The following is a 24,228-nucleotide window of genomic DNA, read 5'->3' as shown; positions in this document are numbered from 1 at the left end:
GGCATGGAAAAGCGTCATGAAGTGCGCCTGGGCGCTCGCTACCTGTTCAATGGTGAACTGATGGAAGTAGTTAGCTTTTACAATGGCTACTTTCAGCTACGAGGCGTCAACCACAAGGGAGTGATAAACCTCCTTGACAGTGAAATTGATAAGCGCCTACAACAGGGACAACTGGTCCCTGCTCGCAGTGCCATTTTGAATGAAACTGAAGCACTAAGAATGATCCATCTCGATGCTTCTGAACAACTCAAACTGGACAATATCGCTTACTACATTCGCAAGCTACACGAAAAATTTCATGGTTCACTGCCACGTGAGAGCACTCTCGCTGAGTTGCAGAATCTAGCATCAGAACGCGGCGACCCAAAGCCGCCAAAATACACAAAAATATACAATCTGATGAAACGCTACGTAGAGAGCGGTCAGAATATTTTTGCGCTACTAAAGGCACCGCAGAGTAAATGCCAGCGCGCTAAGAGGCTCGAACCAGAGGCCCTCGACATTATGCAAGACTACATAAAAAATTACTATTTGACGCCAACCCGGCTACCAGCCTCCTGCGTCTACCAACTCATGAGAGGCCATATCGAGGTTTTGAATGAAGACCGAACGACGGATCTAGACATTCCTTCCACAGCGACGTTTTACCGCGCAGTGAATGCTATTCCCACATATGTGGCCGATTGCGCACGCCTGGGGAAAAAAGCAGCTGCCAATAAACATAAGTTTGGCACTAGCATTCACTGTTCACGCCGCCTACTCGCAAGAGTTGAGGCCGATACGCAAGAACTAGATGTTGAGCTGGTCGACGACTTTGGCCTGAATATTGGTAGACCCTATCTGACTATGCTCATAGATACCTACTCGGGAGCACTAATTGGTTGGTCGTTGTCGATGACACCGCCCTGCTACGAGAAGACCGCTAGCGCATTGCGCCATGCACTGACTGAACGAGAGGATGGCTCTCCAGCCGGACTACCTGAGGAGTTGGTCGTTGACAACGGTTCCGAATTCTACAACGCCTCCCTTCTAGCAACTGCCCAACGACTTGGCTTCCAAATAAGGTTTTGCGCACGAGGACAACCTGATCAAAAGCCGTTTATTGAGTCATTTTTCAAGACGCTCAACAAACAGCTAATTCATTGCCTAGAGGGAACAACAAAATCAAACCCAGCAGAAAAAGGTGATTACAACTCCACAACCGAAGCAACGTTCACGTTGGCAAAACTGCGGAATATTTTTGAAGATTGGGTACACAATTATTATCACAAGCGAAGACACGGTCAGCGCAGCCTTCCAACGCTAGAGATGTGGAAGCAAAGCATCGATCCGATTAACCCACCAAAGGTCTTCTCGCCGGAAAACGTTTCTTTTCTGTGCATGGCAAGCTTCCGCTGCACAATTAACAAAGGACGAGTTAGACATAAAAATTTGGCCTGGACCGGACCCGGCCTCTCACACCTCGCAGAGGTGGTTGGAGCGGGCCAATCTGTAGAGGTTTTGTATGACCGCTCTGACCTCGGCACTGCCTATGTACATGCACCGGGAAGCCACGTTTTCTACACAGCTGACGCAGTCACTGATTATCAATATGGCCTATCGATGTACGAGCACGAACTTGTGCAAGAAAAACTCAAGGCTGAGAAAAAAGCGTATGACGAAACTGACGCAAGAAAAGCCCTGCTCAGAATTCACACAGAAATCAGCAACGGAAAAACACGGAGCGAACGACGCAAACGTCAGCAATTGCAAGACGCGCTAATCCAACAGCGCTCTCTTGATATTACCCACGAATTCCCTCCAGACCATGATCACGAGCTAGAGCCCCAGGAAACTGACAATGCCCTTATCAAACAAGACATCCGAGGTAACGAAGTCGATGACTCCGAGGAAGACGACTATCAAACCATTCAACTACCCAGGAAGAAACCATGACCAAAACTATTACCGACAAACTATCGCAGTTCGCAGAGTGCATTGTCAGCCACCCTGAGTACACCCAAGCGCTTGATTGCATTTATCGTAGCGTAGAAACCACTCAGGTGCGCGGTGAGCCAGCCTCTGCGCTCATCGTTGGAGAGCCTGGTACAGGGAAGTCTACTGTTTGCAAGGTTGCGATGAGCCGTTTCGGTGCAAGAAGCGTCGTTACCGATGAGCATGGAACCAGAGAGATTGTGCCGGCATTCTACTGTTCGCTCAATGCTGGAGCAACCATAAAAACGCTGACTGTTAGCATGCTTGAAAAGCTGGGATCCACCAATACCTCAGGTAATAACTCGACACTTTTTAACCGTCTTGTTGTTTTGCTAGAAACTTGCCAAACACAACTGATAGTCCTTGACGAATTCGATAATCTGCTCAGAAAAGGTGCTGAAAAATCAAGGGAGCAGGTCTGCGACTGGGTTCGCACTCTTTTGAACGAAACCCTCGTCCCTATAGCTATTGTTGGCATACCACGTTGCGAAGAGATCATCAATGCCCACCCGCAACTTTCTCGACGCTATCCTTATCGTCACCAAATGACCGAATTTACCTATTCGACGCTAGATCCAAAATCGGTATTCAGCAAAACCCTCCGTGCACTGGGAAACACCCTGAAAGAGGTTGGCGAGTTCACAAGCTGTATGAACATCTGCGCGGATCAACACCTAAAGGCAATGTACCTGGCCAGCGGCGGAAACATGAATGGGATTAGGCAACTGCTCAGCGATGCCCTTAAAGCCGCTCTCCTACGGGACGATGGATGCTTTACCCATGAAGATCTCGCAAAAGCGGTGGACCTGTCGTTCATCCCAACCGCCAAATGCCCCAATAATCCCTTCCGTTTGCCCCCGGCGTCGCTCGACCGAATCATCGCCGGGAGGATGAGTTAATGAAGCTTTTTTTCCTCGCTCATGGATCTGACGAAGAAAGTCCACGCAATGTCCTGATCCGTACCGCGCTGGCCAATGGGTTCGGCTCAGTCACTGCAATGGCCAGAGCCATGGGCTCCAAGGAGTCTCGACAACCCTTTGCATGGCAAATGCGACACTCGAAACTAGTCACTGAACTCAGCAAAAACACCGCTCTCAATGGGGGGCAATTCCGACGAAGCTTTTATACCCAGAGAGGCCCCACAAGCGAAAGTCCGGTGGAAGTGATGGGACTGCTAGTCCCAGCGGCATCGATCCGTGCCGAAGCCTACTGTTTCTGCCCAGAATGCCTTCGGAACGTTGGTCATCGCGCGATTCAAGACCTCATCTGGCTGGATACCTGCCCCTACCATGAATGTCGATACGAGTTCGCCTGCCCTAACTGCCAGAAGCCGATTCAATGGACCCAGTTGGTGGGTAACCACTGCCGCTGCGGCTTCGATCTCTGCATTAGTCCTACCGCAGCCTCTCAGTCTCAAGCCTCCCATCTGGTTCTGGACTTCTTCAGAAGAGGGGACCAGGATGCACTGGACCGTTTTATGTTTGCACTGCGGGCACTTCGCTATGAAGCACACCCCCAGCGCTTGATGATTCTCGAAATGGCGGCACGCGTCGCCAACTGCGATGAGCAAACATTCAATGAGGTGCTCGCTCTCGCAAGCAAAAAGTACCCCTGTTTGCCGGTTCGAGCACTCATGGCGCCTTGGATGACCGCTACTGACGTATGGATCAGAAATCAAATCTCTCGCTTGCTCATTTCCGAAGTCCCCAAGAACGAGCACATTGGTTCATGCCGTTGTTCAGAGCTACAGCTTTATCAAGATGAACTGCTGAAGGCTTTGAATGTATCTACCAAAAATCTCAAGTCACTGCTGTCACGCAATCTGGTTCAGCGAAAGAAGCAACAAGGAGTACGTTGGATCTATTCTGCGATCAACCTGTGCAAATTGTTGGAAGCACAGCAGCACGCACCAAATACCGTATTCAGTGTTCCAGAGGCTCTTCATAGTGACGACCACAACGACCTCATCACTATTGAGGAGGCCGCAGTCCGGCTCGGAGTATATCCTGAGGCGGCACGCAATGCGCTCTCCAATGGGTTTATACAGCCCCATCTAAAGAAAGGTCCACGTGGTAAAATTTTGATCAATGCGGCATCTGTTGCTCAATTTTCGACCGATTTCATATTCATCGGTCAGCTTGCCGATGAGCTGGCACTTCCTCGCACCACGCTCTCTGCCAAGCTGCTTCACCTCGGAGTGCAGCCAGTATCAGGCCCTTTGATTGACGGTGGCCTAGTAACCATCTATCGGCGCACGGATCTTGGTCAGGAGCTACTCCTAACGCTCCAAGGCTTGGTTCGTTATAAATCGAAGTCTGGCAGAAAAAGAGCCTCTGCTAGCTGCGGCGCCCCTGAGCCAGACGATTCATGCGTCAGTGCTGTCGCCGCGCGTATGCTGCAAGTGTCCCTGCATGATCTTAAGCACCTACACGACCTCGGCCATCTCACGCGTGTGCAGGGAGCAAAACGGAGATTCACGATGAGTTCGGTCCTCAACACCAAAGCCCTGCTGGAGAGAATGCTTACGCTAAAAAGCTGTGCAAGAGAACTATCAATGTCACCGCAAACCTTCTCTCGGCGTTTTGTCCAAAGCGGTTTCGTAGAGCACCTGCGCTTGGGTGCCAAGGTCTTTATACCCCAAAACCGACTAACGCAACTGAAAGAACACCGCCTATCGTTCGTTAGCCTCTGCGAGGCAGATGAGATGCTCGACGGCCCCATCGGATATTCGACCAACCTTGTGAGAATGGGAAAAATCAATCCAATATCGCCAGGGGAGCCAGGATATGTCCCGACTGTCCGCCTACTACATCGCAACGAAGTAAACAGGTTAAAATCGTAGGTCAGACGCCGAGCCATCCGACGATGCCGGGGCATACTTTCCCTTGATAATAGTCATTTCACAAATAAGTGATAAAAAATCGCTAAATTTCACACAATAGTGGAAATTGAATTTCGCTCCAAGCGATAAACTCCTCGCCAGCCCTTGATTTTCCTTAGTGACATTTCTCAGTCCAATGAGAATGAGCGCGGGCTGAGCATCAACAAGGCTGCCAAATGGCAGCCTTTTTATTGCCTGGCAGAAGCAGAACAGGACGTTTCCTACGGCTGCCGACCTTGCCTGTTTTTGGACATCGCGATAACGTTTTCCGGCGCTTAAGAACGCTCACATAGCGGAATCCCGTTCTCGTCAGAAACGGCTCTCCCCCATCAGGATGGCCAAACATGGACAATCTTAATACCCCCACCCTCTTCATCCGCCACAACCGCCCCTCCACACTATCTGGCCCGAATCCCAAGCCTGGTTCTGCGCCCACGAACTCGGCCGGCTGAGCGGTCATTTCTTCGACGAACAATGCATGCGCAAGCTCGACGCGGATCAGTACCGCACTGTGCCGCTAGTGCGCTATGGCAAATACCAGGAGACCACCATGGTCAGTGAGTCCGGGGCCTAGACCTTGCCGGCGCATCACCATGTGCCAGAGAACCGCCATTTGCGCTGGCGCAAGTGTGCAGCGGGCGTTGCGGATGCATGGGGTTTTGCGGGCGTTTTTTGCCTGTTCTGGCCCTTTCGCGGTGAACCCGCTCCCACACCGAACTCGGATGCCTGGACTGACCAGAGGCCATTTCCGCAGCAAATCGGGCTTATATTTTCGATAACTCCGGAGATGAGTCTGTCTTTCTTGCGGAGATTACTGATGGTGCCACGCTGGAGTTTCATCAGGACGACATGCCAGATTGGTTCATCAACGCCTATCTGAGCCGAGTTTGGGAATTTTGATGTACTGGCTGAAGACAAGAGGAGTGCGACGGCACAGCTTCTGATTTCTTGCATGAACTGCTGGAGCTAGGGAGCGCTCGATCTCATCCGGTCAGTCGCTCCGCAAAAGAAGAGGCCCCGCCCACGCCGACAAGAGGGGTACGGCACAACGAGGTGCCGGGACTGGACATGCCAGTCTACGTGGTCGAGGGCGAGGCCAGAACTGAAAATAGCGCAGGGTTGCGGCCGGGTCTACAGGCGATTGGATTGAATTTGTAAACCATGTCCTCTCCACACCCTCTGGCTCGAATCCCAAGCCTGGTTCTGCGCCCACGAACTCGGCCGGCTGAGCGGTCATTTCTTCGACGAACACTGCATGCCCGAGCTCGACCCGGATCAGTACCGCACGGTGCAACTGCTGCGCTATGGCAAGGACCAGGAGACCACCATGGTCAGCGAGTCCGGGGCCTATACCTTGTACAAAGCACTGATCTTGGGGGTTCTGCAATGATGGATTGTTTGCCGGGGCGGCTGTGCGGCCCTTTCGCGGCACAAGGCCATTCAGGGAAGCGCGTAGCACGGGAGAGTTGCCAAGATAGCTGGCGGCCGTGGCGCCAGGGAGCGCTCGATCTTAGCCGGGAAGCGTTGCGGAAAAGGAAGAGGCCTCGCCCACGCCGACAGGAGGGGTACGGCACCAACGAGGATGCCGGGACTGGACATGCCAGTCTGAGTGGTCGAGGGCGAGGCCAGATCTGAAGATAGCGCATGCTCGCGGATGGGACCACTGCTGATTCGATTTGATTTGTAAACCATGTCCCCGGTTTGAGGTGCGAGGCAGGCAATGGGGGCACGCCCGCACAGAGGATCGCGTACGGCGCGAGAGCCCCAGTCGTAGTATGTCTGTACAGAGTCCACGGCAGAGCTTCTGCAGCCCGGATTTTGGGTCCTTGGACCTTTATTACTCAGCTATCAGCCGTTGACAGCCCATCTTCCCCTTGCTAATAATCACCCATAGTTGTACGACAACACATAACAAAAACAACAAGCCGTGGACGAACCCATGTCGACACCCATCCCGCTGCACCCGCACCTGTTGCCCCCCCCTCTTCCCCCGGCCAGCTCGCGTACGCCTGCCAGTACGTAGCGCCCGGTTACCGCGCGTTCACCCCTGGCCCTGACCGGCCCGTTATCTACCCGCCCCTGCCGCAGGCCGCTTGCGCGTGCCCGGTGGACGGGCTGCCACACCCTTAGGGAGCACAACAATAATGAAAATCTGCCACACCCTGCCCTTCGCCCTGCTTGGCGCCGGGGTTATCGCCGGCCTGCCGGGCACCAGCCTGGCCGCGGGATTTGTCGAGGACGGCAAGGCCACCCTCGGGCTGCGCAACTTCTACATCAATCGAAACTTCACCAACCCCAGCAACCCGCAAAGCAAGGCCGAGGAGTGGACGCAAAGCTTCATCCTCGACGCCCGCTCGGGGTTCACAGAAGGGCCAATCGGCTTCGGCGTGGATGTGCTGGGGCTGTGGTCGGTCAAGCTCGACGGTGGTGGCGGCACTTATGGTACGGCGTTGCTGCCACGCCATGACGATGGCCGGCCAGCCGACGATTACGGGCGCCTGGCAGTGGCGGGTAAGGCGCGTATTTCCAAGACCGAACTGAAGATCGGTGAATGGATGCCGGTGCTGCCGATTCTGCGTTCGGACGACGGGCGTTCGTTGCCGCAAACATTCCGTGGCGGGCAGGTGACCTCCAACGAAATCGCAGGGCTGACCCTGTACGGCGGCCAGTTCCGCGGCAACAGCCCGCGTAACGACGCGAGCATGGAAGACATGAGCTACGGCGGCGGTGTGTCGGACCGTTTCAACTTCGTCGGCGGCGAGTACAAGTTCAACCAGGACCGCACGCAGGTGGGGCTTTGGAATGCGGTGCTGAAGGACGTGTACCAGCAGCAATACCTGCAACTGAGCCACAGCCAGCCGGTGGGTGACTGGACCCTGGGTGCGAACCTGGGCTACTTCCATGGCGACGAGGACGGCTCCGAACGTGCCGGGCAGCTGGACAACAAGACCTACTCGGGGATGTTCTCGGCCAAGTACGGCGGCAGCACCTTCTGGGTGGGGCTGCAGAAAGTCGATGGTGATACCTGGATGCGGGTGAACGGCACCAGTGGCGGGACCTTGGCCAACGACAGTTACAACTCCAGCTTCGACAATGCCAACGAGCGTTCGTGGCAGGTGCGCCATGACTTCAACTTCGTCACCGTCGGGGTACCGGGGTTGACCCTGATGAACCGCTACATCAGCGGGCGCGATGTGCACAGCGGGGGCGTGACCGATGGCAAGGAGTGGGTGCGTGAAACGGAGCTTGCGTATGTGATCCAGAGCGGGGCGTTCAAGGATTTAAGCGTGAAATGGCGTAACTCGTCGATTCGCCGGGATTACAGCAATAACGAGTTCGATGAGAACCGGTTGATCTTCAACTATCCGCTGTCGTTGCTCTGATCAAGATCTGCGGGTTTACCCGCGAATACGGTGGTGGCGGCAACGGCGAACGGCGGGTGAAAACTGGCCAGCAGGGCCGGCCCATTCGCGGGTAAACCCGCTCCTACACAGCGGCCTGCGCCCAACCTCCGATGTGTGTCCACCATTGATCAGGTGTAATCGATGGACTCGCCCCCGCCGAGGCATCACAGTGCCACGGTGGTGTTCGAAGAAGCCAACGGCAGCGAGGGCGAGACCATGAAAAAGCATAGTTCGAAACACGATTCCCTGTCTTCCACTGATGTGGAGCTTTGCACAACCATCTGCGTAGACCTGGCCAAACAGGTCTTCCAATTAGCAGGCGAGGACGCTACTGGTCGGGTGATCTACGAAGATCGCATCAAATCCCGCCAAGCGTTCCACGATTTCCTGCTCAGGCTGCCAACGACCGTGGCCGTCTTGATGGAGTGCGGTCCAGGTGCGCAAGCCTGGGCCAGGCTGCTGCAGGCCAAAGGTAATCCGGTTCGCATCCTGCCGGCGCAACGTGTCGCCGAACATCGCAGCGGTGCAAAGAACGATCGTAACGACTGCTATGCCATTTTGCGTGCCGGTCGCGATACGAGCATCGCTTCGATACCGATCAAGAGCACCACAGCACTGGCTATTCAAGCGCTGCACCGTATCCGGCGCGGTAACATCAAGCGACATACCGCGCTGGGTAATCAGATCCGTGGTTTGCTACTTGAGCATGGCGTATCCATGCCCCAGGGCGATGCCGCGATCAATAAGCATGTGCCTCAGGCGCTTGAGGATGCTTCCTTGCCTCTACCCGACCTGTTGCGCGAGTTGCTCGATGAGTTGCTGATGGACTGGTTGTCTCTAGGTGAACGCATAACGGCGCTGAGCCGCCGGCTCGAAGCGACCGCCCAAGAGGATAAAGTCGCTCAGCGGCTGATCACCATTCGCGGCGTCGGCCCTATCATTGCCACGGCGATCGTGGCGAAACAGACCGACCCCAGCCGCTTCGCCAGTGGCCGAATGTATTCCGCCTTCTTCGGTATCGTGCCCGATCAGCACAGCAGCGGAAACAAAATCAGATTGGGCAAGATGAGCAAGCGCGGTGACGGCTACATACGCAGCCTGATGATCCAGGGCGCGCATTCCGTCTTGAGCCAGCTAAGGCCTGATTCCGATCAGCCAGATGATCGCCGCCTCTTGCGCTGGCTATCCCGCCTTGGGCGCAAGGAGGCGGCGATCAGGCTGGCTAATCGAAATCTGCGGATTATCTGGGCCCTGTTACAGAGCGATCAGGTTTACCAACGCAAACCGAACGAAAAACCGGAGGCGGCTATGAGCCTCTGACCAACCGGGTAATGCCACCGGGGCGCTAGGCGCTCCAACCCCTGCTAGTGAACATTGACCCTAGGTAAGACCGTCGCAGACCGATGCCTCCGCTCCTACAGGCCTGATAGTGGCCTCAATGTAAACGGCACACTGCGAGCTCACCACGATGTTGGCCAGAAGCAAAAAGCTTCCTCGAATAGGCCTGATACATAGATGCAACCGGGTTCCTATGTTCAAAAAAGCAGCTAGACAGTGTGGGCGAGTCCATACATAGGAGCGGGTTTACCCGCGAATACGGTGGCGGCGGCAACGGTGAACGGCGGGTGGAAATTGGCCAGCAGGCCTGGCCCTTTCGCGGGTAAACCCGCTCCTACGGGCGACCGCGCAGGCCTTTCGCATTTCTTACCCGCGAAAGGCCGGCAAAAGCCGCCCAAGCCTCATTGACAACACACAGAACCACCGCCAATAATCACCCAAGTCATACGACAACCTACAACAACTAACAACAAGAGCCGGCCATGACCACTACCCCCTTCAATCGCCTGCTGCTCACCGGAGCCGCAGGCGGCCTGGGCAAGGTCCTTCGCGAACGCCTGAAAGGCTACGCCGAGGTCCTGCGCCTGTCTGACATCAGCCCCATGGCCCCGGCCGCGGGCCCGCATGAAGAAGTCATTACCTGTGACCTGGCCGACAAGGCTGCGGTGCATACCCTGGTCGAGGGCGTAGACGCCATCATCCACTTTGGCGGGGTTTCTACCGAACACGCCTTCGAAGAGATTCTCGGCCCCAATATCTGCGGCGTGTTCCACGTGTACGAGGCGGCGCGCAAGCACGGGGTCAAGCGCATCATCTTCGCCAGCTCCAACCACACCATCGGTTTCTATCGCCAGGATGAGCGCATCGACGCTCACGCGCCGCGCCGGCCCGACAGCTATTACGGGCTGTCCAAGTGCTACGGCGAAGATGTGGCCAGCTTCTACTTTGACCGCTACGGCATCGAGACCGTCAGCATTCGCATCGGCTCGTCGTTCCCGCAGCCACAGAACCTGCGCATGCTCTGCACCTGGCTCAGTTACGACGACCTGGTGCAGTTGATCGAACGCGGGCTGTTCACCCCCGGGGTTGGCCACACCATCGTCTACGGCGCCTCCGACAATCGCACCGTGTGGTGGGACAACCGCCATGCCGCGCACCTGGGCTATGTACCCAAGGACAGCTCCGAAACCTTCCGCGCAGCCGTGGAGGCCCAACCGGCACCCGCCGCCGATGACCCGAGCATGGTCTACCAGGGCGGCGCTTTCGCCGTGGCCGGCCCGTTCAACTGACCCCACGCCAGGAGGCACGGCCATGAACTGCGAACTGATCGTCGACGCCCGCAACGGTACCGGCGAAAGCCCTGTGTGGCACCCCGGTGAACAGGCCCTGTACTGGGTAGACATTCCCGCTCGCCAATTGCATCGCTGGCAAGCGGCCGATGGCAAACACCAGTGCTGGCAGGGCGACGAGATGCTGGCCTGCATCGCCCGCAGCGGTCAGGGCTGGGTTGCGGGCATGGAAAGCGGCATTTTCCAGCTCCAGGCCAAGGCGGACGGCAGCCTGGACAGCCGGCTGCTCAGCAACGTGCAGCACGCCCAGGCCGGCATGCGCTTCAACGATGGCCGCTGCGACCGTCAGGGCCGCTTCTGGGCCGGGACCATGCTGCTGGACATGCAGCAAGGCGCCCATGTGGGTGCGCTGTACCGGCATGACGGCGAAGGCCACCTGCACCTGCAGCAGGACGGCATGATCGTGCCCAATGGCCTGGCGTTCAGCCCCGACGGCAAGCGCATGTACCTGTCCGACTCGCACCCGAACGTGCAGAAGGTATGGGCTTTCGACTACGACACCGACAGCGGCACACCGCACGGCAAGCACCTGTTCGTCGACATGCGCAACTACCCCGGCCGCCCGGATGGCGCCGCCATCGACCAGGACGGCTGCTACTGGATCTGCGGCAACGACGCCGGGCAGATCCACCGTTTTACCCCCGAAGGTCGCCTCGACCGATCACTCAGCGTGCCGGTGAAAAAGCCGGCAATGTGCGCCTTTGGCGGCGCCAGCCTGGACATTCTGTACGTCACCTCGATCCGCCCCACGGGCATCGACCTCAGCGACCAGCCCCTGGCTGGCGGGGTATTTGCCCTCGACCCTGGCACCAAGGGCCTGGAGGAACCTGCCTACCGGGGCTGACGCGCCGTGCCACACCCACACTTGCACCCACGAAACCAGATAATAAAAACCACGGAGTTTCATCATGACGTTCAAACGCAAGCTGCTTCTTGCCGTACTCCCGTTCGCCTTCAGCGTGGCCATGCCCGCCTCGGCACTGGACATCAAGTTCGCCGAGATTCACCCGGCCGGGTACCCGACCGTGGTCGCCGAACAGAACATGGGTAAAAAGCTGGAAGACGCCAGCAATGGCGAAATCACCTTCAAGATGTTCGCCGGCGGCGTTCTGGGTTCTGAGAAGGAAGTGATCGAACAGGCACAGATCGGTGCCGTGCAGATGACCCGTGTCAGCTTGGGGATCGTCGGCCCGGTGGTGCCGGATGTGAACGTATTCAACATGCCGTTCGTGTTCCGCGACCATGATCACATGCGCAAGATCATCGACGGCGAGATCGGCCAGGAAATCCTCGACAAGATCACCAATTCCGATTTCAACCTGGTGGCCCTGGCCTGGATGGATGGCGGCTCGCGCAGCATCTACACGAAAAAGCCGGTGCGCAGCCTGGAAGACCTCAAGGGCATGAAGATTCGCGTACAGGGCAACCCGCTGTTCATCGACATGATGAACGCCATGGGCGGCAACGGCATCGCCATGGACACCGGGGAAATCTTCAGCGCCCTGCAGACTGGCGTGATCGATGGCGCCGAAAACAATCCGCCCACGCTGCTTGAGCACAACCACTTCCAGAGCGCCAAGTACTACACACTCACGGGTCACCTGATCCTCCCGGAGCCGGTAGTGATGTCCAAGACCACCTGGAACAAGCTCAGCCCCGAGCAGCAGGCGCTGGTGAAGAAGGTTGCGCGTGAAGCACAGATGGAAGAGCGCGCGCTGTGGGACGCCAAGTCTGCCGCCAGCGAAGAGAAGCTCAAGGCCGCCGGTGTCGAGTTCATTACCGTCGACAAGAAGCCGTTCTACGACGCCACGGCTTCGGTACGCGAAAAATACGGCGCGCAGTACGCCGACCTGATGAAGCGTATCGACGCCGTCCAGTAACAGCCGCCCTTGCCCAATCGACCTCGGCAGTGCGGCGCCCGCCGCCCTGCCGCTTTGGTGATGCCTATGAAATCGCTTTTCCTGAGCGTGAACGACACGCTGTACCGCAGTTGCATCTGGATCGCGGGCCTGTCGATCCTGGCCATGACGCTGATCATCCCGTGGGGCATCTTCGCCCGCTACGTGCTGGGCACCGGCTCCAGCTGGCCAGAACCAGTCTCTATCCTTCTGATGGTGGTATTCACCTTCGTTGGTGCCGCCGCCAGCTATCGCGCCGGGGCGCATATGGCGGTTGGGATGATTACCGACCGGTTGCCGCCGCTGCAGCGCCAGCTGGTCGCCCTGCTGGTTCAACTGCTGATGATCGTGGTGTGCGTGTTCATGACCTATTACGGCACCCGGCTGTGCATCACCACCTGGAACCAGTCGCTGGCCTCGCTGCCCGGCGTGCGGGTCGGCATGACCTACGCGCCGATCCCGGTCGGCGGCGTACTGACGCTGGTGTTCGTGCTGGAAAAACTCCTGCTGGGCGATCAGAGCAACCGCAAGGTCGTGCGCTTTGATCTGGTCGAAGAAAACGAAGGAGCTGCGTAAATGGAAGCGTTCATTCTGTTGGGCAGTTTCATCGTGCTGATTCTGATCGGCATGCCGGTAGCCTACGCCCTGGGCCTGTCGGCACTGATCGGCGCCTGGTGGATCGACATCCCGCTGCAGGCGATGATGATCCAGGTGGCCAGTGGTGTTAACAAGTTCTCCCTGCTGGCCATTCCATTCTTCGTGCTGGCCGGCGCGATCATGGCCGAAGGCGGCATGTCGCGGCGGCTGGTGGCCTTTGCCGGGGTGCTGGTGGGCTTCGTGCGTGGCGGGCTGTCGCTGGTCAACATCATGGCCTCGACCTTCTTCGGTGCGATTTCCGGCTCGTCGGTAGCCGATACCGCCTCGGTGGGCTCGGTGCTGATCCCGGAGATGGAGCGCAAAGGCTACCCGCGTGAATTTTCCACCGCCGTGACCGTCAGTGGCTCGGTGCAGGCGCTGCTGACCCCGCCCAGCCACAACTCGGTGCTGTACTCGCTGGCGGCGGGCGGCACGGTATCCATTGCCTCGCTGTTCATGGCGGGTATCATGCCCGGGTTGCTTCTGAGCGCAGTGATGATGGGCCTGTGCCTGATCTTCGCGAAGAAGCGCAACTACCCCAAAGGTGAAGTCATCCCGCTGCGCGAGGCGCTGAAAATTGCCGGTGAGGCGCTGTGGGGCCTGATGGCCATGGTCATCATTCTCGGCGGTATCCTGTCGGGGGTGTTCACCGCGACCGAATCGGCAGCCGTGGCGGTGGTGTGGTCATTCTTCGTGACCATGTTCATCTACCGCGACTACAAGTGGCGCGACCTGCCCAAGCTGATGCACCGCACAGTACGGACCATCTCCATCGTGATGATCCTGATCGGCTTTGCCGCCAGCTTCGGCTACGTGATGACGCTGATGCAGATCCCGTCGAAGATCACCACCGCGTTCCTGACCCTGTCGGACAACCGCTACGTGATCCTGATGTGCATCAACTTCATGCTGATGCTGCTGGGCACGGTGATGGACATGGCGCCGCTGATCCTGATTCTTACCCCGATCCTGCTGCCGGTGATTACCGGTATCGGCGTGGACCCGGTGCACTTCGGCATGATCATGCTGGTGAACCTGGGGATCGGGCTGATAACGCCACCGGTGGGCGCCGTGCTGTTCGTGGGCTCGGCCATTGGCAAGGTGAGTATCGAGTCGACGGTGAAGGCGCTGATGCCGTTCTACCTGGCGCTGTTCCTGGTGCTGATGGCAGTGACTTACATTCCAGCGATCTCGCTGTGGCTGCCTAGCGTGGTGCTGTAATTATGACCGGGGGCCGCTTGGCGGCCCCTGGGCTCTTGCAAATGGATCCTGCACATGGCTGTTCCCTCCTCGGCTGTACCGCTTTTCCCACGCAAACTAGCCATCGCCCTGCTCGCCCTCCTGGCCTGTTCATTCGCTGGCAACCACATCGCCGCGCGCATCGCCTTCGATGACGGCACCGGCGTGCTGCTGGCGATTCTCTGCCGCTCAGGCATCACGTTCCTGGTACTGGCCGGGCTGCTGCTGTGGCAACGCCAGGCCCTGGCCCTGCCCGCCGGTGCGCGCCGGTGGCAGCTGCTGCTCGGCCTGCTGATTGCCACCCAGAGCCTGTGCCTGTACTCGGCGGTGGCGCGTATTCCAGTGGCTTTGGCGCTGCTGGTGGGCAACACCTTCCCGATGCTGCTGGCGCTGCTCACCTGGGCGCTGGGCGGCGCACGCCCCACGGGCCGCACCGTGCTGTTCATGGGCCTGATCCTGTGCGGCCTGGTGCTGGCGCTGGATGTGCCGGCACGCCTGGCCGACAGCGGTGCGGCCAACCCGCACTGGGTGCCAGGGGTCAGCCTGGCCTTCGGCGCCGCCTGTGCCTTTGCCTGCGCCTTGTGGATCACCGACCATAAACTGGCCAGCGTGCGCGGCCCCGTGCGCAGCCTGCTGACTTTGCTGATCGTGTTCTCCAGCATGCTGGTTGCAGGCGCAAGCGGCGTGATGCCTTCCGGTTTGTCATTGCCAGGCAGCAGCGGTGGCTGGGCGGCCTTGGCCAGCCTTGTAGTGCTGTATGGCTTGGCCTTCACCTTGCTGTTTGTTTGTGTGCCAAGGCTGAACATGGCGCAGAACGCACCCGTGATGAACGTCGAACCCATCGCCACGCTACTGCTGGGCTGGGCCTTGCTCGATCAGCAACTCGGTACCCTGCAATTACTCGGCGGCGCGGTGGTGGTGTGCGGCATCGTGCTGCTCACCTACCGTCGGGCCAATTGATCGTTCATTTAAATGGAGCCTTGAATGCCTGCGACCGAACTGCACCTGCAGGACCGCCTGACCCGCCTGAGCCTGGCTCCGGAGTTGGGCGCCAGCCTGGTCAACTGGGAAGTGAAAGCGACCGGGCAAGCGCTGCTGCGCCATTCCGACCTGGCCGCACTTGAAAGTGGTACGCCACGACGCCTCGCCTGCTACCCACTGGCGCCTTGGTCCAACCGCATTGGCGAGGGTGGCTTTGCCCGACCCGAGGGGTGGCAGGCACTGGCACCCAATACCGGGCATGACCCTTACCCGATCCATGGCAGTGCCTGGCAGCAGGCCTGGCAGGTGGAGCACCACAGTGAACAGCGAGCACGGCTGACGCTAGACAGTGCTGTGCCGTTTGCTTACCGGGCCACGCTGGATGTGCATCTGCATGAGGGGTGCCTGAACCTGGACCTGCATATAACCCATCTGGATGAGTCGGCCAATTGGTACGGGTTGGGGTTGCACCCTTACTTTCCGCGGTATCCCGATACCAAGTTGTACGCATCGGCACGCAAAGTGTGGCTGGCCGAGGATGGACGGTTGCCGTCGTACCAGGCCGAGGTGCCCGAACAATGGCGCTTCAATGCCATGGGACGTTTACCCGAGACAGTGGTTGATCACGCCTTCAGTGGCTGGCCAGGGGAATGTGTGATCGAACAACCCAGCGCGGGTTATCGACTGGCGTGCAGTGCCAATGGGGCCGAACACTTCTTGCTGTATTGCCCGCAGGGGCAAGGTTTTTTCTGCTTTGAACCTGTTAGCCACCCCATCAATGCGCACCACCTGCCAGGGCGACCAGGGTTGCGGTTGCTGCACCGGGGGGAGGCAATGAACCTGGGGTTCAGGATGCAGTATCGGGCGTTGTGAGCGGGTTGCCTGAGAAAGGGCCGCCACGATATCGAACATTGTCTGACATCCTTTTCGACCCGCTGTAAGACCTTAATCCAGCTGCTGATCGCGCAATCCTTGCGCCAGCATGTCGATAAAGGCCCTGACCTTGGCCGAGCCGTACTTGCTTTCGCGGTGCAGCACATGAATGGGCCAGGGCGCCTCTTCGTACTCGGCCAGCAGCACCTGCAACTGCCCGCTGGCCAGTTCGTCTGCCACCTGGTACGACAGCAGCCGGGCAATCCCCAGCCCGCCGCTGGCAGCTGCGATTGCCCCGTCATTGCTGGTGACCGTCAGCCGCGGCTTCATGCGCACCAAGGTCGGCTCGTCGGTCACTCCGAAGCGCCAACCCGCACGCGGCGACAGGTTGGTGGTGCCGATTATCGCATGCCCGGCCAGGTCCGACGGGTGCTTCGGCACACCATGGCGCGCCAGGTAGTCGGGCGAGGCACACAACATGCGCCGCACCCTGCCCACCCGCAGCGCCTTCAACCCGGAGTCGGGCAACGGTCCGATGCGCACGGCCACGTCCATGCCCTCCTCGACCATGTTTACCACGCGGTCGAGAAAGAACGCGGAAACATCGACTTCCGGGTACTGCTGCAGGTAACGGACGATGCACGGCATGACGAACTTCTTGCCGAACAGGATCGGCGCGGTCACCGCCAGGTCGCCCCTGGGAGTCGCGTTGATGCCGGCAGCGGCCTCATTGGCCTCGTGGATACTGGCGAGGATGTGCCGGGTGTCTTCCAGATAGCGGCCGCCGGCCTCGGTCAAACGCACGCTGCGTGTTGTGCGCAGCAACAGCTTGACCCCGAGCTGCTCTTCAAGGGCGCTGACGGCGCGGGTGACGGCGGCCGGGGAAATGTCCAGACGGCGGGCCGCAGCGGCGAAGCTTTCCAGCTCGCCGACGGCGACGAATACCTTCATCAGGTGGATCTGGTCCATGCGGGCTCCTGAAGGTTAAGAGGCGTGGGGATTATCTTTCATCTGGATGCCTGGTGTTAGCTGTGCCGGCGTCTTCACGGGCAAGCCCGCACCTGCGACTGGCTTGAATCAGACATCCAGCACCAACGCCTGCATCCCCTCCTCCACCTTCGCTGGCACAGCACAACAGATCAGCACCGATCCTGCCTCCGGCAACTCTGCCGGCGGATTCGGATAATGCACCTGGCCGCTTACCAGCCGGGTCTTGCAGGTACCACACGAACCACCCCGGCAACTGAACTCCGGGGCCAGCCCACGCGCCTCGGCCAGTTCCAGCAAGGTGCCGCTACCGGGTACCCAGCGAGCCTCCTTGGCCGACGCGGCAAAATACACCGGCACCGGTTCGTCAGCGGCAGGTGGCTGTTGCAGGACTGGCTGGTCTGCGTCGGTGTGCCGCCGCAGCGTCGACGGGCCAAACGCTTCGGCGTGAATCCGCGCATCCGGCACATGCACCCCACGCAGCCCTTCGTAAAGCTGCTGGGTGAAGCTGCCCGGGCCACACAGGTAGAAATCGTAGTCGTCCAACGCCAGCGTTGCCTTGACCTGTTCGATACCCAACCGGCCGGCAAACTCGTAATCACGACCGACCTGCGCGTGCCCTTCAGGCTGGCTCAGTGCGCGGTGTACCTGCAGTAGATCGCCAGCCTGTTGCCGCAAGGCCGCCAGTTCCTGCTGGAACGGCAAGTCGGCCAGGCTGCGTGCGCCATGGAACAGATGAATGCGCCGGGCCTGCCCTGTCCTCAACTGCTGGCGCAGCATGGCCAGCAACGGCGTGATGCCCACGCCCGCGCCGATCAGCACCAACGGGCGCGTGCTTTGCTGGTCAAGCGTGAAGCTGCCCATCGGCGGGCGCACATTCAGCACATCGCCGGCCACAACGCGCTCATGCAGATACCGCGAAGCCGGGCCCTGGGCTTTGACGCTGATGCGCAAGAATCCATCGTCGGGGGCACTTGAAAGGCTGTAGGTGCGGATCAGCGCTGACTCGCCATCACGCGGCACTTGCACAGGCAGATGCTGGCCAGGGGCAAAGGCCACACGGCAGCCTGCCGGTGGTTCGAGATAGAACGAGCGGATGTCGCGGCTTTCCTGCTCCACCCGCAGCACCCGCCAGGCCAGCCATTGGCGCTGTTGTTGCCGCTGCTCCAGGCGCGCATCGGCCTCGGCCCAGGTACCAGTCATCAGACTGGTCGGCGCGTACTCCTTGAAAGCCCAGCGCAGGGCAACGGCTGCCGGACGCCACACCACCTTCTCGACCTGCAGTGTCCATAACCGCTCAGCGCCTTCAAAAGCCTGGATGGCCGGGCTGTCCAGCAGCACCTCGGCACGCCCGTACAGTTGCAACACATTGCCATTTTTGAAGTCGATGAACAGCAAGCCGGCCCGCGGGTTGACCACCAGGTTGCCCAAGGTGTTGAAATGCAGATTGCCAGCATAGTCGGGAATCGTGAGCCGATTGCCTTCGACCTTGATGAACCCTGGCCGGCCACCACGGTGGGAGACATCCACCGAGCGCTGGCCGTAAGCATGCTCGACATAGCTGGCGACGAAGAAGGTATCGGCCGCCTGGATCATGCTGACGGTTGAAGTATCCAGTGTTGTCGCATCGATGCGCCCGAGGGCGGGTTCGGTGACGCGGGTGTAGTCACGCAACTGGATGTACTGCGGGCAGTTGCCAAACGCCTGCTCTACGGCCACTTGCAGTTGCCCTTGGGCAGCGTGGCGGATCTGCCCGTTGATGCGATTGCGCCGACGGGTGTGCAGTTCGATCCCCAGCAGGCCGACCGCCTGCCCGGCTGCCAACCCGGGGGTGGCGGGGTCATCTGCTGGCAACGTGGTGTGGATCGTCAGCATACGAGGGTCAGGCGAGCTTACGAACCCTTCTGGCCCTTCCAGCAGCGTGGCCCAAGGCCGACCCTGGGCATCCACACTGGCGGCGACCATGAACGGTAACTGGTGATAGAACGTTCGGTGCTGGTCGGGCATGTGGTCACGAATGACCTTTTGCCCGAACGCCTCCATGCGTTCTGCTACACCGACCTTTTCCTGCAGGGTCTTTTCACCCGCATGCCAGGGCGAGGGGCGGTGATCAGGAGATTGTTGCATGGCGGCGTTCCTCGCGATGGCGGGGTTTCAGGCGTGGGTTTGCAGCCCGATCACGGTGCGCGGCATGGGGACGAAACGCGGCAGCGCCTCGATCCGCGCCAGCCAGTTGCGCACATTGGCATAGGGCTCCAGCGACACGTTGCCTTCGGGGGCGTGAGCGATGTACGAGTAGTTGGCAATGTCCGCTATGGTGGGTGTGCTGCCCGTCAGGAATGGCGTATTGGCCAACTCGGCATCGATCACCTTGAGCAAGGTGTGGGCGCGGGAAATCACTTCGTCGGTATTGAACGAAGCCCCGAACACCGTGACCAGGCGAGCGGCTGCCGGGCCAAAGGCCAGCGGGCCTGCGGCGACCGATAGCCAGCGTTGCACCCGGGCGGCGGCGGCAGGTTCTTCGGGCAGCCAGGTACCGTTGTCATACTTTTTGGCCAGGTAGACGAGGATGGCGTTGGAGTCGGCAATCACGGTGCCGTTGTCATCGATGACTGGAACCTGGCCGAATGGGTTGAGGGCGAGGAAGTCCGGCTGCTTGTGCGCGCCTTTGGCCAGATCGACGAACACCAGCTCGGTGGGCAGGTTCAGTAGCGAGAGCATCAACTCGATGCGATGGGCGTGGCCAGACTTGGGGAAGTTGTAGAGCTTGATCGGGTTCGACATGGGCTTGGCTCCTGGTCAGCGCCGGGATGGGGCTGATGGAGCACATGCTGCACTGGATCGGCTGGTAGCAGAATCAGTGCGCAGGGGAAACCATAATTTCGCTGGGCGGAATAATGGTTTCCAAACACTTGCACTGGCGCCTGCAGGTGAGCGCTAGCCAACGATCCGATCAGTGCAGTTTTTTGAAATGTCGGTACAGCCCACGCGCAGCCTCGACCACCTGCGGCACACAGGCCTGGATATCCTCATCGCTCATCTGGTCCAGCAGCTCGAAATTATCCTCCAGCCCATGTAGCGAAATGGCCTTGAGCAGCGGGTCCTGCTCCGGTGGCAACTCGCCCCAACCGGCCACCTGGGTACCGCGCATGTAGCCGAAACACCACTCCTCCATCACGATCACAGTGCCCTGCTCGCCTTCGCGTTCCTCGAACAGCGGCTCGAACTGGTCGACATCATTGCTCAGTTCTTCTGCCACCTGGCTGGCATAACGCAGCATCAATGCCGTGTAGGCCTCCTCATGGGCGGGTTTCTTGAACTTCGGTACCTTGCCACCCACCACCGCCGGCAGCCATTGCTCCGGGAGGACAGTGACCGGCGAACTGGCCAGTGCGACGAAAAAGCCATTGAGCTCGGCCAGGTTCAGCACCGAGTAGTCGTTGCCATAGGTGATCAGCAGGTCTTCAAGGCGGTCGAGTTCTTTTTCGCTGAGTACGGGGAGCATGGGTAAGAATCCTGGGAAGCAAAAGTGTGTGCACCCTAGCACAGCAACGCCGGAAGGGCTGCCCGCGCGAACACCCGCGCGGGCAGATGGTTCAGGGCTGCAACCAGTCCTGCAGCTCATGTTGCCGGTCGGTGCCTATCAGCAGCCACAGCAAGATGCGGCATTTGCGCGGGCAGAGTTGCCCAGCCATGTAGACGCCTTTTTTCTGCAGGTCGATCTCTGCACCAGCAAACCCGTAGGTTGCCCGGGCTGTAAGCCCCCTACCTGTGCGCGTAGCAACCATGACCGGCAAGGTGGGCGCCAGGTGTTCCAGCACTTCGGACCAACTGGCGGAAACATGCCCAGCACCGAAACCGGCGATGACCAACCCCTCATAACCCAATGTGGCCACAGCCTGCAGCAGCGCCGTGTCTGCGTCCAGGCAGGCTTCCAGCAGGGCAACGCGCTGGTCGGTGCGATAGGGTAACGGCAACACTTTCCGTCGCCCGGGCGGATGGCGATACAACACAACACCCTCCACAACGTCGCCCAACGGGCCACATCCGGGCGACTCGAATGCCGCCATCGCCAGGCTGGCCGTCTTGCGAACCCTTGCCGCGCAGTGGACCTGATCATTCATGACCACAAGCACACCTCGCCCACGGCTGTCTTGTGCCAATGCAACCTGAGCCGCAGCCAACAAGTTGGCCGGCCCATCATTGCCCGGCTGACTCGCCGAGCGCATGGCACCGGTCATCACCAATGGCACATCGAATGGCCAGAGCAGATCCAGGAAATAGGCCGTTTCTTCAAGGCTGTCGGTCCCTTGGCTCAATACCAAGGCCTGAGCCCCGCGCTCCACCTCGCCCCGGGCCCATGCCAGCACCTCCAGCAACGTCGCGAAGCCCAGCGATGCACTGGGGAGCAGGCACAATGAAGCAACGTTCAACTGCGCCATTTCGCGCAATTGTGGAACCTGAAGCAGTTGCCGCTCACAATCCAGGCTTGGCGTCACACCATCCCCGACAGCACCGGCCCGCATACTGACCGTGCCACCCAGAGTGGCGATCGACAGCCTGGGCAGGCTCGAATGTTCACTCATGCTTCTCCCCCCACAAGCAACCCGACTACCGGCACGATGCCAAGCGTGCAGATGGCCATCGACACCACATTGCCGATGTAGCCATGCACATAGGCCGGCAACCGCTGAGTGATCGCCACTGCCAGCGGCGGAGCCACCAGTGCACCCAGCACTGCACTGGCCACCACCACTTGCCAGCTGCCGCCATGTGTCAACACCGCGGCCGGGACGATCGACACAATCGGAATGTAGGTAGGGTACCACCCACGGGCTTTCCACTGTCCACGCCAGAGTACAACCCCGACCAGGGATGCCAGGGCCTGCCCGGCCACCATCTGCATCACCAGCATAGAACCGTAGGACAGTGCAGCCGGGCTCAACAGGTATGCCAGCAACACACCCAGCAATAGCCCGAGGCTGGCCAGCTCATTACCAAAGAATGGGGCTTCGCTGAAGTCGGCCAGAACGCGCCGCAAAGTCCAGACCACACCGTAGTCAGGCTGATTGACAACCGGCGCCACGACGGTGGGTTCACCGCATTGGCGTACCCATGAAGGAAAGCGCTTGCACAGGATGAAGGCCACGACGCTTGCCACAGCCATGCCACTCACATTGCCCACTACCACTGGCAACTGCAGGGGATAACACAGGTAATTGACCATCAGCAGGCCGGCCGGTGTTACCAGTAGTGCCCCCAGTAGCGCCCCTGTGATCGTCACCCGCCAGCCCGCACCAAAAAGCAAGACCATGGCTGCCGGCAATGACACGAAGGCAACGAAGGTGGGTTGCCAGGTGCCACTGGCCAAGGTCCATCCCCACAACACATGGCTAAGCAGCAAGCCCAAAAGCGAGCTGGTAAACACCCATGGCCATAATCCGCTGCCATAGCAGATGGCAAAGCCCTGCCAGCGGTACCCTCGCAGCTGCGCCCAGTGCGCCAGGCACGCCCCCAGCAGCAAGCCCAGCGCGGGCAGTTCGTGCTTGTAGAAAGCCACTTCACTGATATCACCAACAATCCAGCGCAAGCGGCTGAGCGGCTCATCAAGCGTCGCCACCCTCTGTGCATAATCCAGCCATTGGCCATGGCCAAGGCTTGCAGCGAGAAACACCAGCAGGCAGCCGAAAATCAACGCAAGCCAATACTGCTGTCGTGAGAAGAAGAGCGTGTTCATTCGCAACTCCTCAACGTGGCATAGGTGCATGCAAGCGATAGCCAAGGGTGACATCGTAGAGGTCGGTGCGCCGGTCTCTTGGCAGGTCGTTGAGGCTGTTCCAGATCGGTGCCGAGCGTGCACTGCTCAAATCGACATCGGCATAGATGATCTCCTCGGCTTCTGCACTGCCCACCTCGCCGATCGGCCAGCCATTGGTACCGGCGATCAGCGAGCAGCCCAGGAAGCGCCCGCCCCGCTCGCTGCCGACACGGTTCGCGGCGGCGATATAAACGTTGTTGACATGCGCTGCCGTCATGGTCAGGTACGAGGCCATGCAGCGCCCTGCATCATCGAACAAAGGCGGCGGGGTCCATACCCAGTTGTTGAGGCTGCAGATGATGTCGGCACCTTGTGCGGCCATCACCCGTGGTACTTCCGGGAACCAGATGTCCCAGCAGATCAGCAGGCCGATACGGCCGATAGGCGTCTCGAATACCGGGAACCCCAGGTCACCGGGGGTGAACCAAAGCTTTTCCTGGTTCCACAGATGCGCTTTGCGGTAATGCCCAAGCAGGCTTCGGGGCCAAACAGGACAGCACTGTCGTAGAGCTTCAGCCCGTCGCGTTCTGCAAACCCCGCAGCCAGGTATACCTGGTATTGCCTGGCGAAGTCGGCCCAGGTTTTCAGGCAAGGGCCGTCCTGCAGCACCTGCGCATGGGAATAGGCTTCGGCACGGGAGTTGAAGGTGTAGCCCGTGTTGGCCAGTTCAGGCAGTACGATCAGGTTGGCACCTTCGCGTGCTGCGCGCCGGGCCAATGCCAGGCCTCTGCTCACGTTGCTCTCACAGTGTTCAAGACCGACCTGAGGGTCGTACTGGATGACAGCGATACGTACGGGGCTGACGGGAGAACAGGATTCAGACATGGCGGCTTCCTTCTTGTGGTTGTTT

Annotated in this window: 19 protein-coding genes and 1 pseudogene; 13 read left to right on the top strand and 7 right to left on the bottom strand. The window is 59.3% G+C overall.

The features are described 5' to 3' along the window. Positions 1-3 precede the first annotated feature (3 nt). From LU682_RS06195 to LU682_RS06135, 13 genes are all read left to right on the top strand, one after another. Positions 4-1,935 carry a TnsB C-terminal domain-containing protein gene (locus LU682_RS06195; protein WP_060489917.1) on the top strand — a complete coding sequence of 644 codons (1,932 nt, stop codon included), beginning with the start codon at positions 4-6 and terminating at the stop codon, positions 1,933-1,935. Further along, positions 1,932-2,873, top strand: coding sequence for a TniB family NTP-binding protein (locus LU682_RS06190; RefSeq protein ID WP_004576814.1), 942 nt, complete (start codon positions 1,932-1,934; stop codon positions 2,871-2,873). Before LU682_RS06195 ends, LU682_RS06190 begins: the two co-directional genes overlap by 4 nt. Further along, positions 2,873-4,816: a TniQ family protein gene (locus LU682_RS06185; protein WP_060489919.1), complete on the top strand. Its 1,944-nt coding sequence runs from the start codon at positions 2,873-2,875 to the stop codon at positions 4,814-4,816. The genes LU682_RS06190 and LU682_RS06185 overlap by 1 nt, the downstream gene beginning before the upstream one ends. A gap of 1,294 nt (positions 4,817-6,110) precedes the next feature. Continuing rightward, positions 6,111-6,245 carry a BRO-N domain-containing protein gene (locus LU682_RS06180; protein WP_010952328.1) on the top strand — a complete coding sequence of 45 codons (135 nt, stop codon included), beginning with the start codon at positions 6,111-6,113 and terminating at the stop codon, positions 6,243-6,245. 754 nt (positions 6,246-6,999) lie between these two features. Continuing rightward, positions 7,000-8,238 carry an OprD family porin gene (locus LU682_RS06175; protein WP_010952327.1) on the top strand — a complete coding sequence of 413 codons (1,239 nt, stop codon included), beginning with the start codon at positions 7,000-7,002 and terminating at the stop codon, positions 8,236-8,238. A 282-nt stretch (positions 8,239-8,520) separates the two neighbouring features. Then, complete coding sequence (locus LU682_RS06170) at positions 8,521-9,579, top strand: IS110-like element ISPpu11 family transposase (protein ID WP_010951689.1); 1,059 nt, start codon at positions 8,521-8,523, stop codon at positions 9,577-9,579. Positions 9,580-10,079: 500 nt separating this feature from the next. Then, on the top strand, positions 10,080-10,886 hold the full coding sequence (locus LU682_RS06165) for an NAD-dependent epimerase/dehydratase family protein (protein WP_010952325.1): 807 nt from the start codon (positions 10,080-10,082) through the stop codon (positions 10,884-10,886). Between the two features lie 22 nt (positions 10,887-10,908). Next, positions 10,909-11,790 (top strand): glucurono-1,5-lactonase, encoded by an 882-nt coding sequence (locus tag LU682_RS06160; protein WP_010952324.1) that lies wholly within the window; start codon positions 10,909-10,911, stop codon positions 11,788-11,790. A gap of 64 nt (positions 11,791-11,854) precedes the next feature. Further along, positions 11,855-12,826 (top strand): TRAP transporter substrate-binding protein, encoded by a 972-nt coding sequence (locus tag LU682_RS06155; RefSeq protein WP_010952323.1) that lies wholly within the window; start codon positions 11,855-11,857, stop codon positions 12,824-12,826. Between the two features lie 66 nt (positions 12,827-12,892). After that, complete coding sequence (locus tag LU682_RS06150) at positions 12,893-13,420, top strand: TRAP transporter small permease (RefSeq protein ID WP_003254832.1); 528 nt, start codon at positions 12,893-12,895, stop codon at positions 13,418-13,420. Then, entirely contained in the window at positions 13,421-14,701 is a 1,281-nt protein-coding gene (locus LU682_RS06145; RefSeq protein ID WP_010952322.1) for a TRAP transporter large permease, read from the top strand. Between the two features lie 54 nt (positions 14,702-14,755). Next, positions 14,756-15,679: an EamA family transporter gene (locus LU682_RS06140; RefSeq protein ID WP_010952321.1), complete on the top strand. Its 924-nt coding sequence runs from the start codon at positions 14,756-14,758 to the stop codon at positions 15,677-15,679. A 24-nt stretch (positions 15,680-15,703) separates the two neighbouring features. Then, the gene (locus LU682_RS06135; RefSeq protein WP_010952320.1) at positions 15,704-16,573 is read left to right on the top strand and encodes an aldose 1-epimerase; all 870 of its coding nucleotides are present in this window, start codon (positions 15,704-15,706) and stop codon (positions 16,571-16,573) included. A gap of 72 nt (positions 16,574-16,645) precedes the next feature. Here LU682_RS06135 and LU682_RS06130 read toward each other — a convergent pair whose 3' ends face one another. The 7 genes and pseudogenes from LU682_RS06130 to LU682_RS06100 all read right to left on the bottom strand — a co-directional run bounded on the left by LU682_RS06130 (position 16,646) and on the right by LU682_RS06100 (position 24,203). Continuing rightward, positions 16,646-17,542, bottom strand: coding sequence for a LysR family transcriptional regulator (locus LU682_RS06130; RefSeq protein WP_010952319.1), 897 nt, complete (start codon positions 17,540-17,542; stop codon positions 16,646-16,648). Between the two features lie 108 nt (positions 17,543-17,650). Then, the gene (locus LU682_RS06125) at positions 17,651-19,687 is read right to left on the bottom strand and encodes a pyridoxamine 5'-phosphate oxidase family protein (protein ID WP_010952318.1); all 2,037 of its coding nucleotides are present in this window, start codon (positions 19,685-19,687) and stop codon (positions 17,651-17,653) included. A 27-nt stretch (positions 19,688-19,714) separates the two neighbouring features. After that, positions 19,715-20,344 (bottom strand): glutathione S-transferase family protein, encoded by a 630-nt coding sequence (locus LU682_RS06120; RefSeq protein WP_010952317.1) that lies wholly within the window; start codon positions 20,342-20,344, stop codon positions 19,715-19,717. A 169-nt stretch (positions 20,345-20,513) separates the two neighbouring features. Then, the gene (locus LU682_RS06115) at positions 20,514-21,065 is read right to left on the bottom strand and encodes a UPF0149 family protein (RefSeq protein WP_049587999.1); all 552 of its coding nucleotides are present in this window, start codon (positions 21,063-21,065) and stop codon (positions 20,514-20,516) included. Positions 21,066-21,156: 91 nt separating this feature from the next. After that, positions 21,157-22,146: an asparaginase gene (locus LU682_RS06110; protein ID WP_010952315.1), complete on the bottom strand. Its 990-nt coding sequence runs from the start codon at positions 22,144-22,146 to the stop codon at positions 21,157-21,159. After that, a complete protein-coding gene (locus LU682_RS06105; RefSeq protein WP_010952314.1) occupies positions 22,143-23,297 on the bottom strand; it encodes a hypothetical protein in 1,155 nt (384 codons plus the stop codon). The genes LU682_RS06110 and LU682_RS06105 overlap by 4 nt, the downstream gene beginning before the upstream one ends. Positions 23,298-23,307: 10 nt before the next feature. Further along, positions 23,308-24,203: pseudogene (locus LU682_RS06100) on the bottom strand (nitrilase family protein). Positions 24,204-24,228: the final 25 nt, after the last annotated feature.

Source organism: Pseudomonas alloputida (genome assembly GCF_021283545.2).
GTDB classification, from domain to species: domain Bacteria; phylum Pseudomonadota; class Gammaproteobacteria; order Pseudomonadales; family Pseudomonadaceae; genus Aquipseudomonas; species Aquipseudomonas alloputida.
Note: the sequence above shows the minus strand (reverse complement) of the source record. Positions and strands in the feature narration are given on the sequence as shown.

Excerpts from the sequence above, each read along its gene's own strand:
- LU682_RS06195 (WP_060489917.1), top strand. The coding sequence starts at position 4 with ATGGAAAAGCGTCATGAAGTGCGCCTGGGCGCTCGCTACCTGTTCAAT.
- LU682_RS06190 (WP_004576814.1), top strand. The coding sequence starts at position 1,932 with ATGACCAAAACTATTACCGACAAACTATCGCAGTTCGCAGAGTGCATT.
- LU682_RS06185 (WP_060489919.1), top strand. The coding sequence starts at position 2,873 with ATGAAGCTTTTTTTCCTCGCTCATGGATCTGACGAAGAAAGTCCACGC.
- LU682_RS06180 (WP_010952328.1), top strand. The coding sequence starts at position 6,111 with ATGCCCGAGCTCGACCCGGATCAGTACCGCACGGTGCAACTGCTGCGC.
- LU682_RS06175 (WP_010952327.1), top strand. The coding sequence starts at position 7,000 with ATGAAAATCTGCCACACCCTGCCCTTCGCCCTGCTTGGCGCCGGGGTT.
- LU682_RS06165 (WP_010952325.1), top strand. The coding sequence starts at position 10,080 with ATGACCACTACCCCCTTCAATCGCCTGCTGCTCACCGGAGCCGCAGGC.
- LU682_RS06160 (WP_010952324.1), top strand. The coding sequence starts at position 10,909 with ATGAACTGCGAACTGATCGTCGACGCCCGCAACGGTACCGGCGAAAGC.
- LU682_RS06155 (WP_010952323.1), top strand. The coding sequence starts at position 11,855 with ATGACGTTCAAACGCAAGCTGCTTCTTGCCGTACTCCCGTTCGCCTTC.
- LU682_RS06150 (WP_003254832.1), top strand. The coding sequence starts at position 12,893 with ATGAAATCGCTTTTCCTGAGCGTGAACGACACGCTGTACCGCAGTTGC.
- LU682_RS06145 (WP_010952322.1), top strand. The coding sequence starts at position 13,421 with ATGGAAGCGTTCATTCTGTTGGGCAGTTTCATCGTGCTGATTCTGATC.
- LU682_RS06140 (WP_010952321.1), top strand. The coding sequence starts at position 14,756 with ATGGCTGTTCCCTCCTCGGCTGTACCGCTTTTCCCACGCAAACTAGCC.
- LU682_RS06135 (WP_010952320.1), top strand. The coding sequence starts at position 15,704 with ATGCCTGCGACCGAACTGCACCTGCAGGACCGCCTGACCCGCCTGAGC.
- LU682_RS06130 (WP_010952319.1), bottom strand. The coding sequence starts at position 17,542 with ATGGACCAGATCCACCTGATGAAGGTATTCGTCGCCGTCGGCGAGCTG.
- LU682_RS06125 (WP_010952318.1), bottom strand. The coding sequence starts at position 19,687 with ATGCAACAATCTCCTGATCACCGCCCCTCGCCCTGGCATGCGGGTGAA.
- LU682_RS06120 (WP_010952317.1), bottom strand. The coding sequence starts at position 20,344 with ATGTCGAACCCGATCAAGCTCTACAACTTCCCCAAGTCTGGCCACGCC.
- LU682_RS06115 (WP_049587999.1), bottom strand. The coding sequence starts at position 21,065 with ATGCTCCCCGTACTCAGCGAAAAAGAACTCGACCGCCTTGAAGACCTG.
- LU682_RS06110 (WP_010952315.1), bottom strand. The coding sequence starts at position 22,146 with ATGAGTGAACATTCGAGCCTGCCCAGGCTGTCGATCGCCACTCTGGGT.
- LU682_RS06105 (WP_010952314.1), bottom strand. The coding sequence starts at position 23,297 with ATGAACACGCTCTTCTTCTCACGACAGCAGTATTGGCTTGCGTTGATT.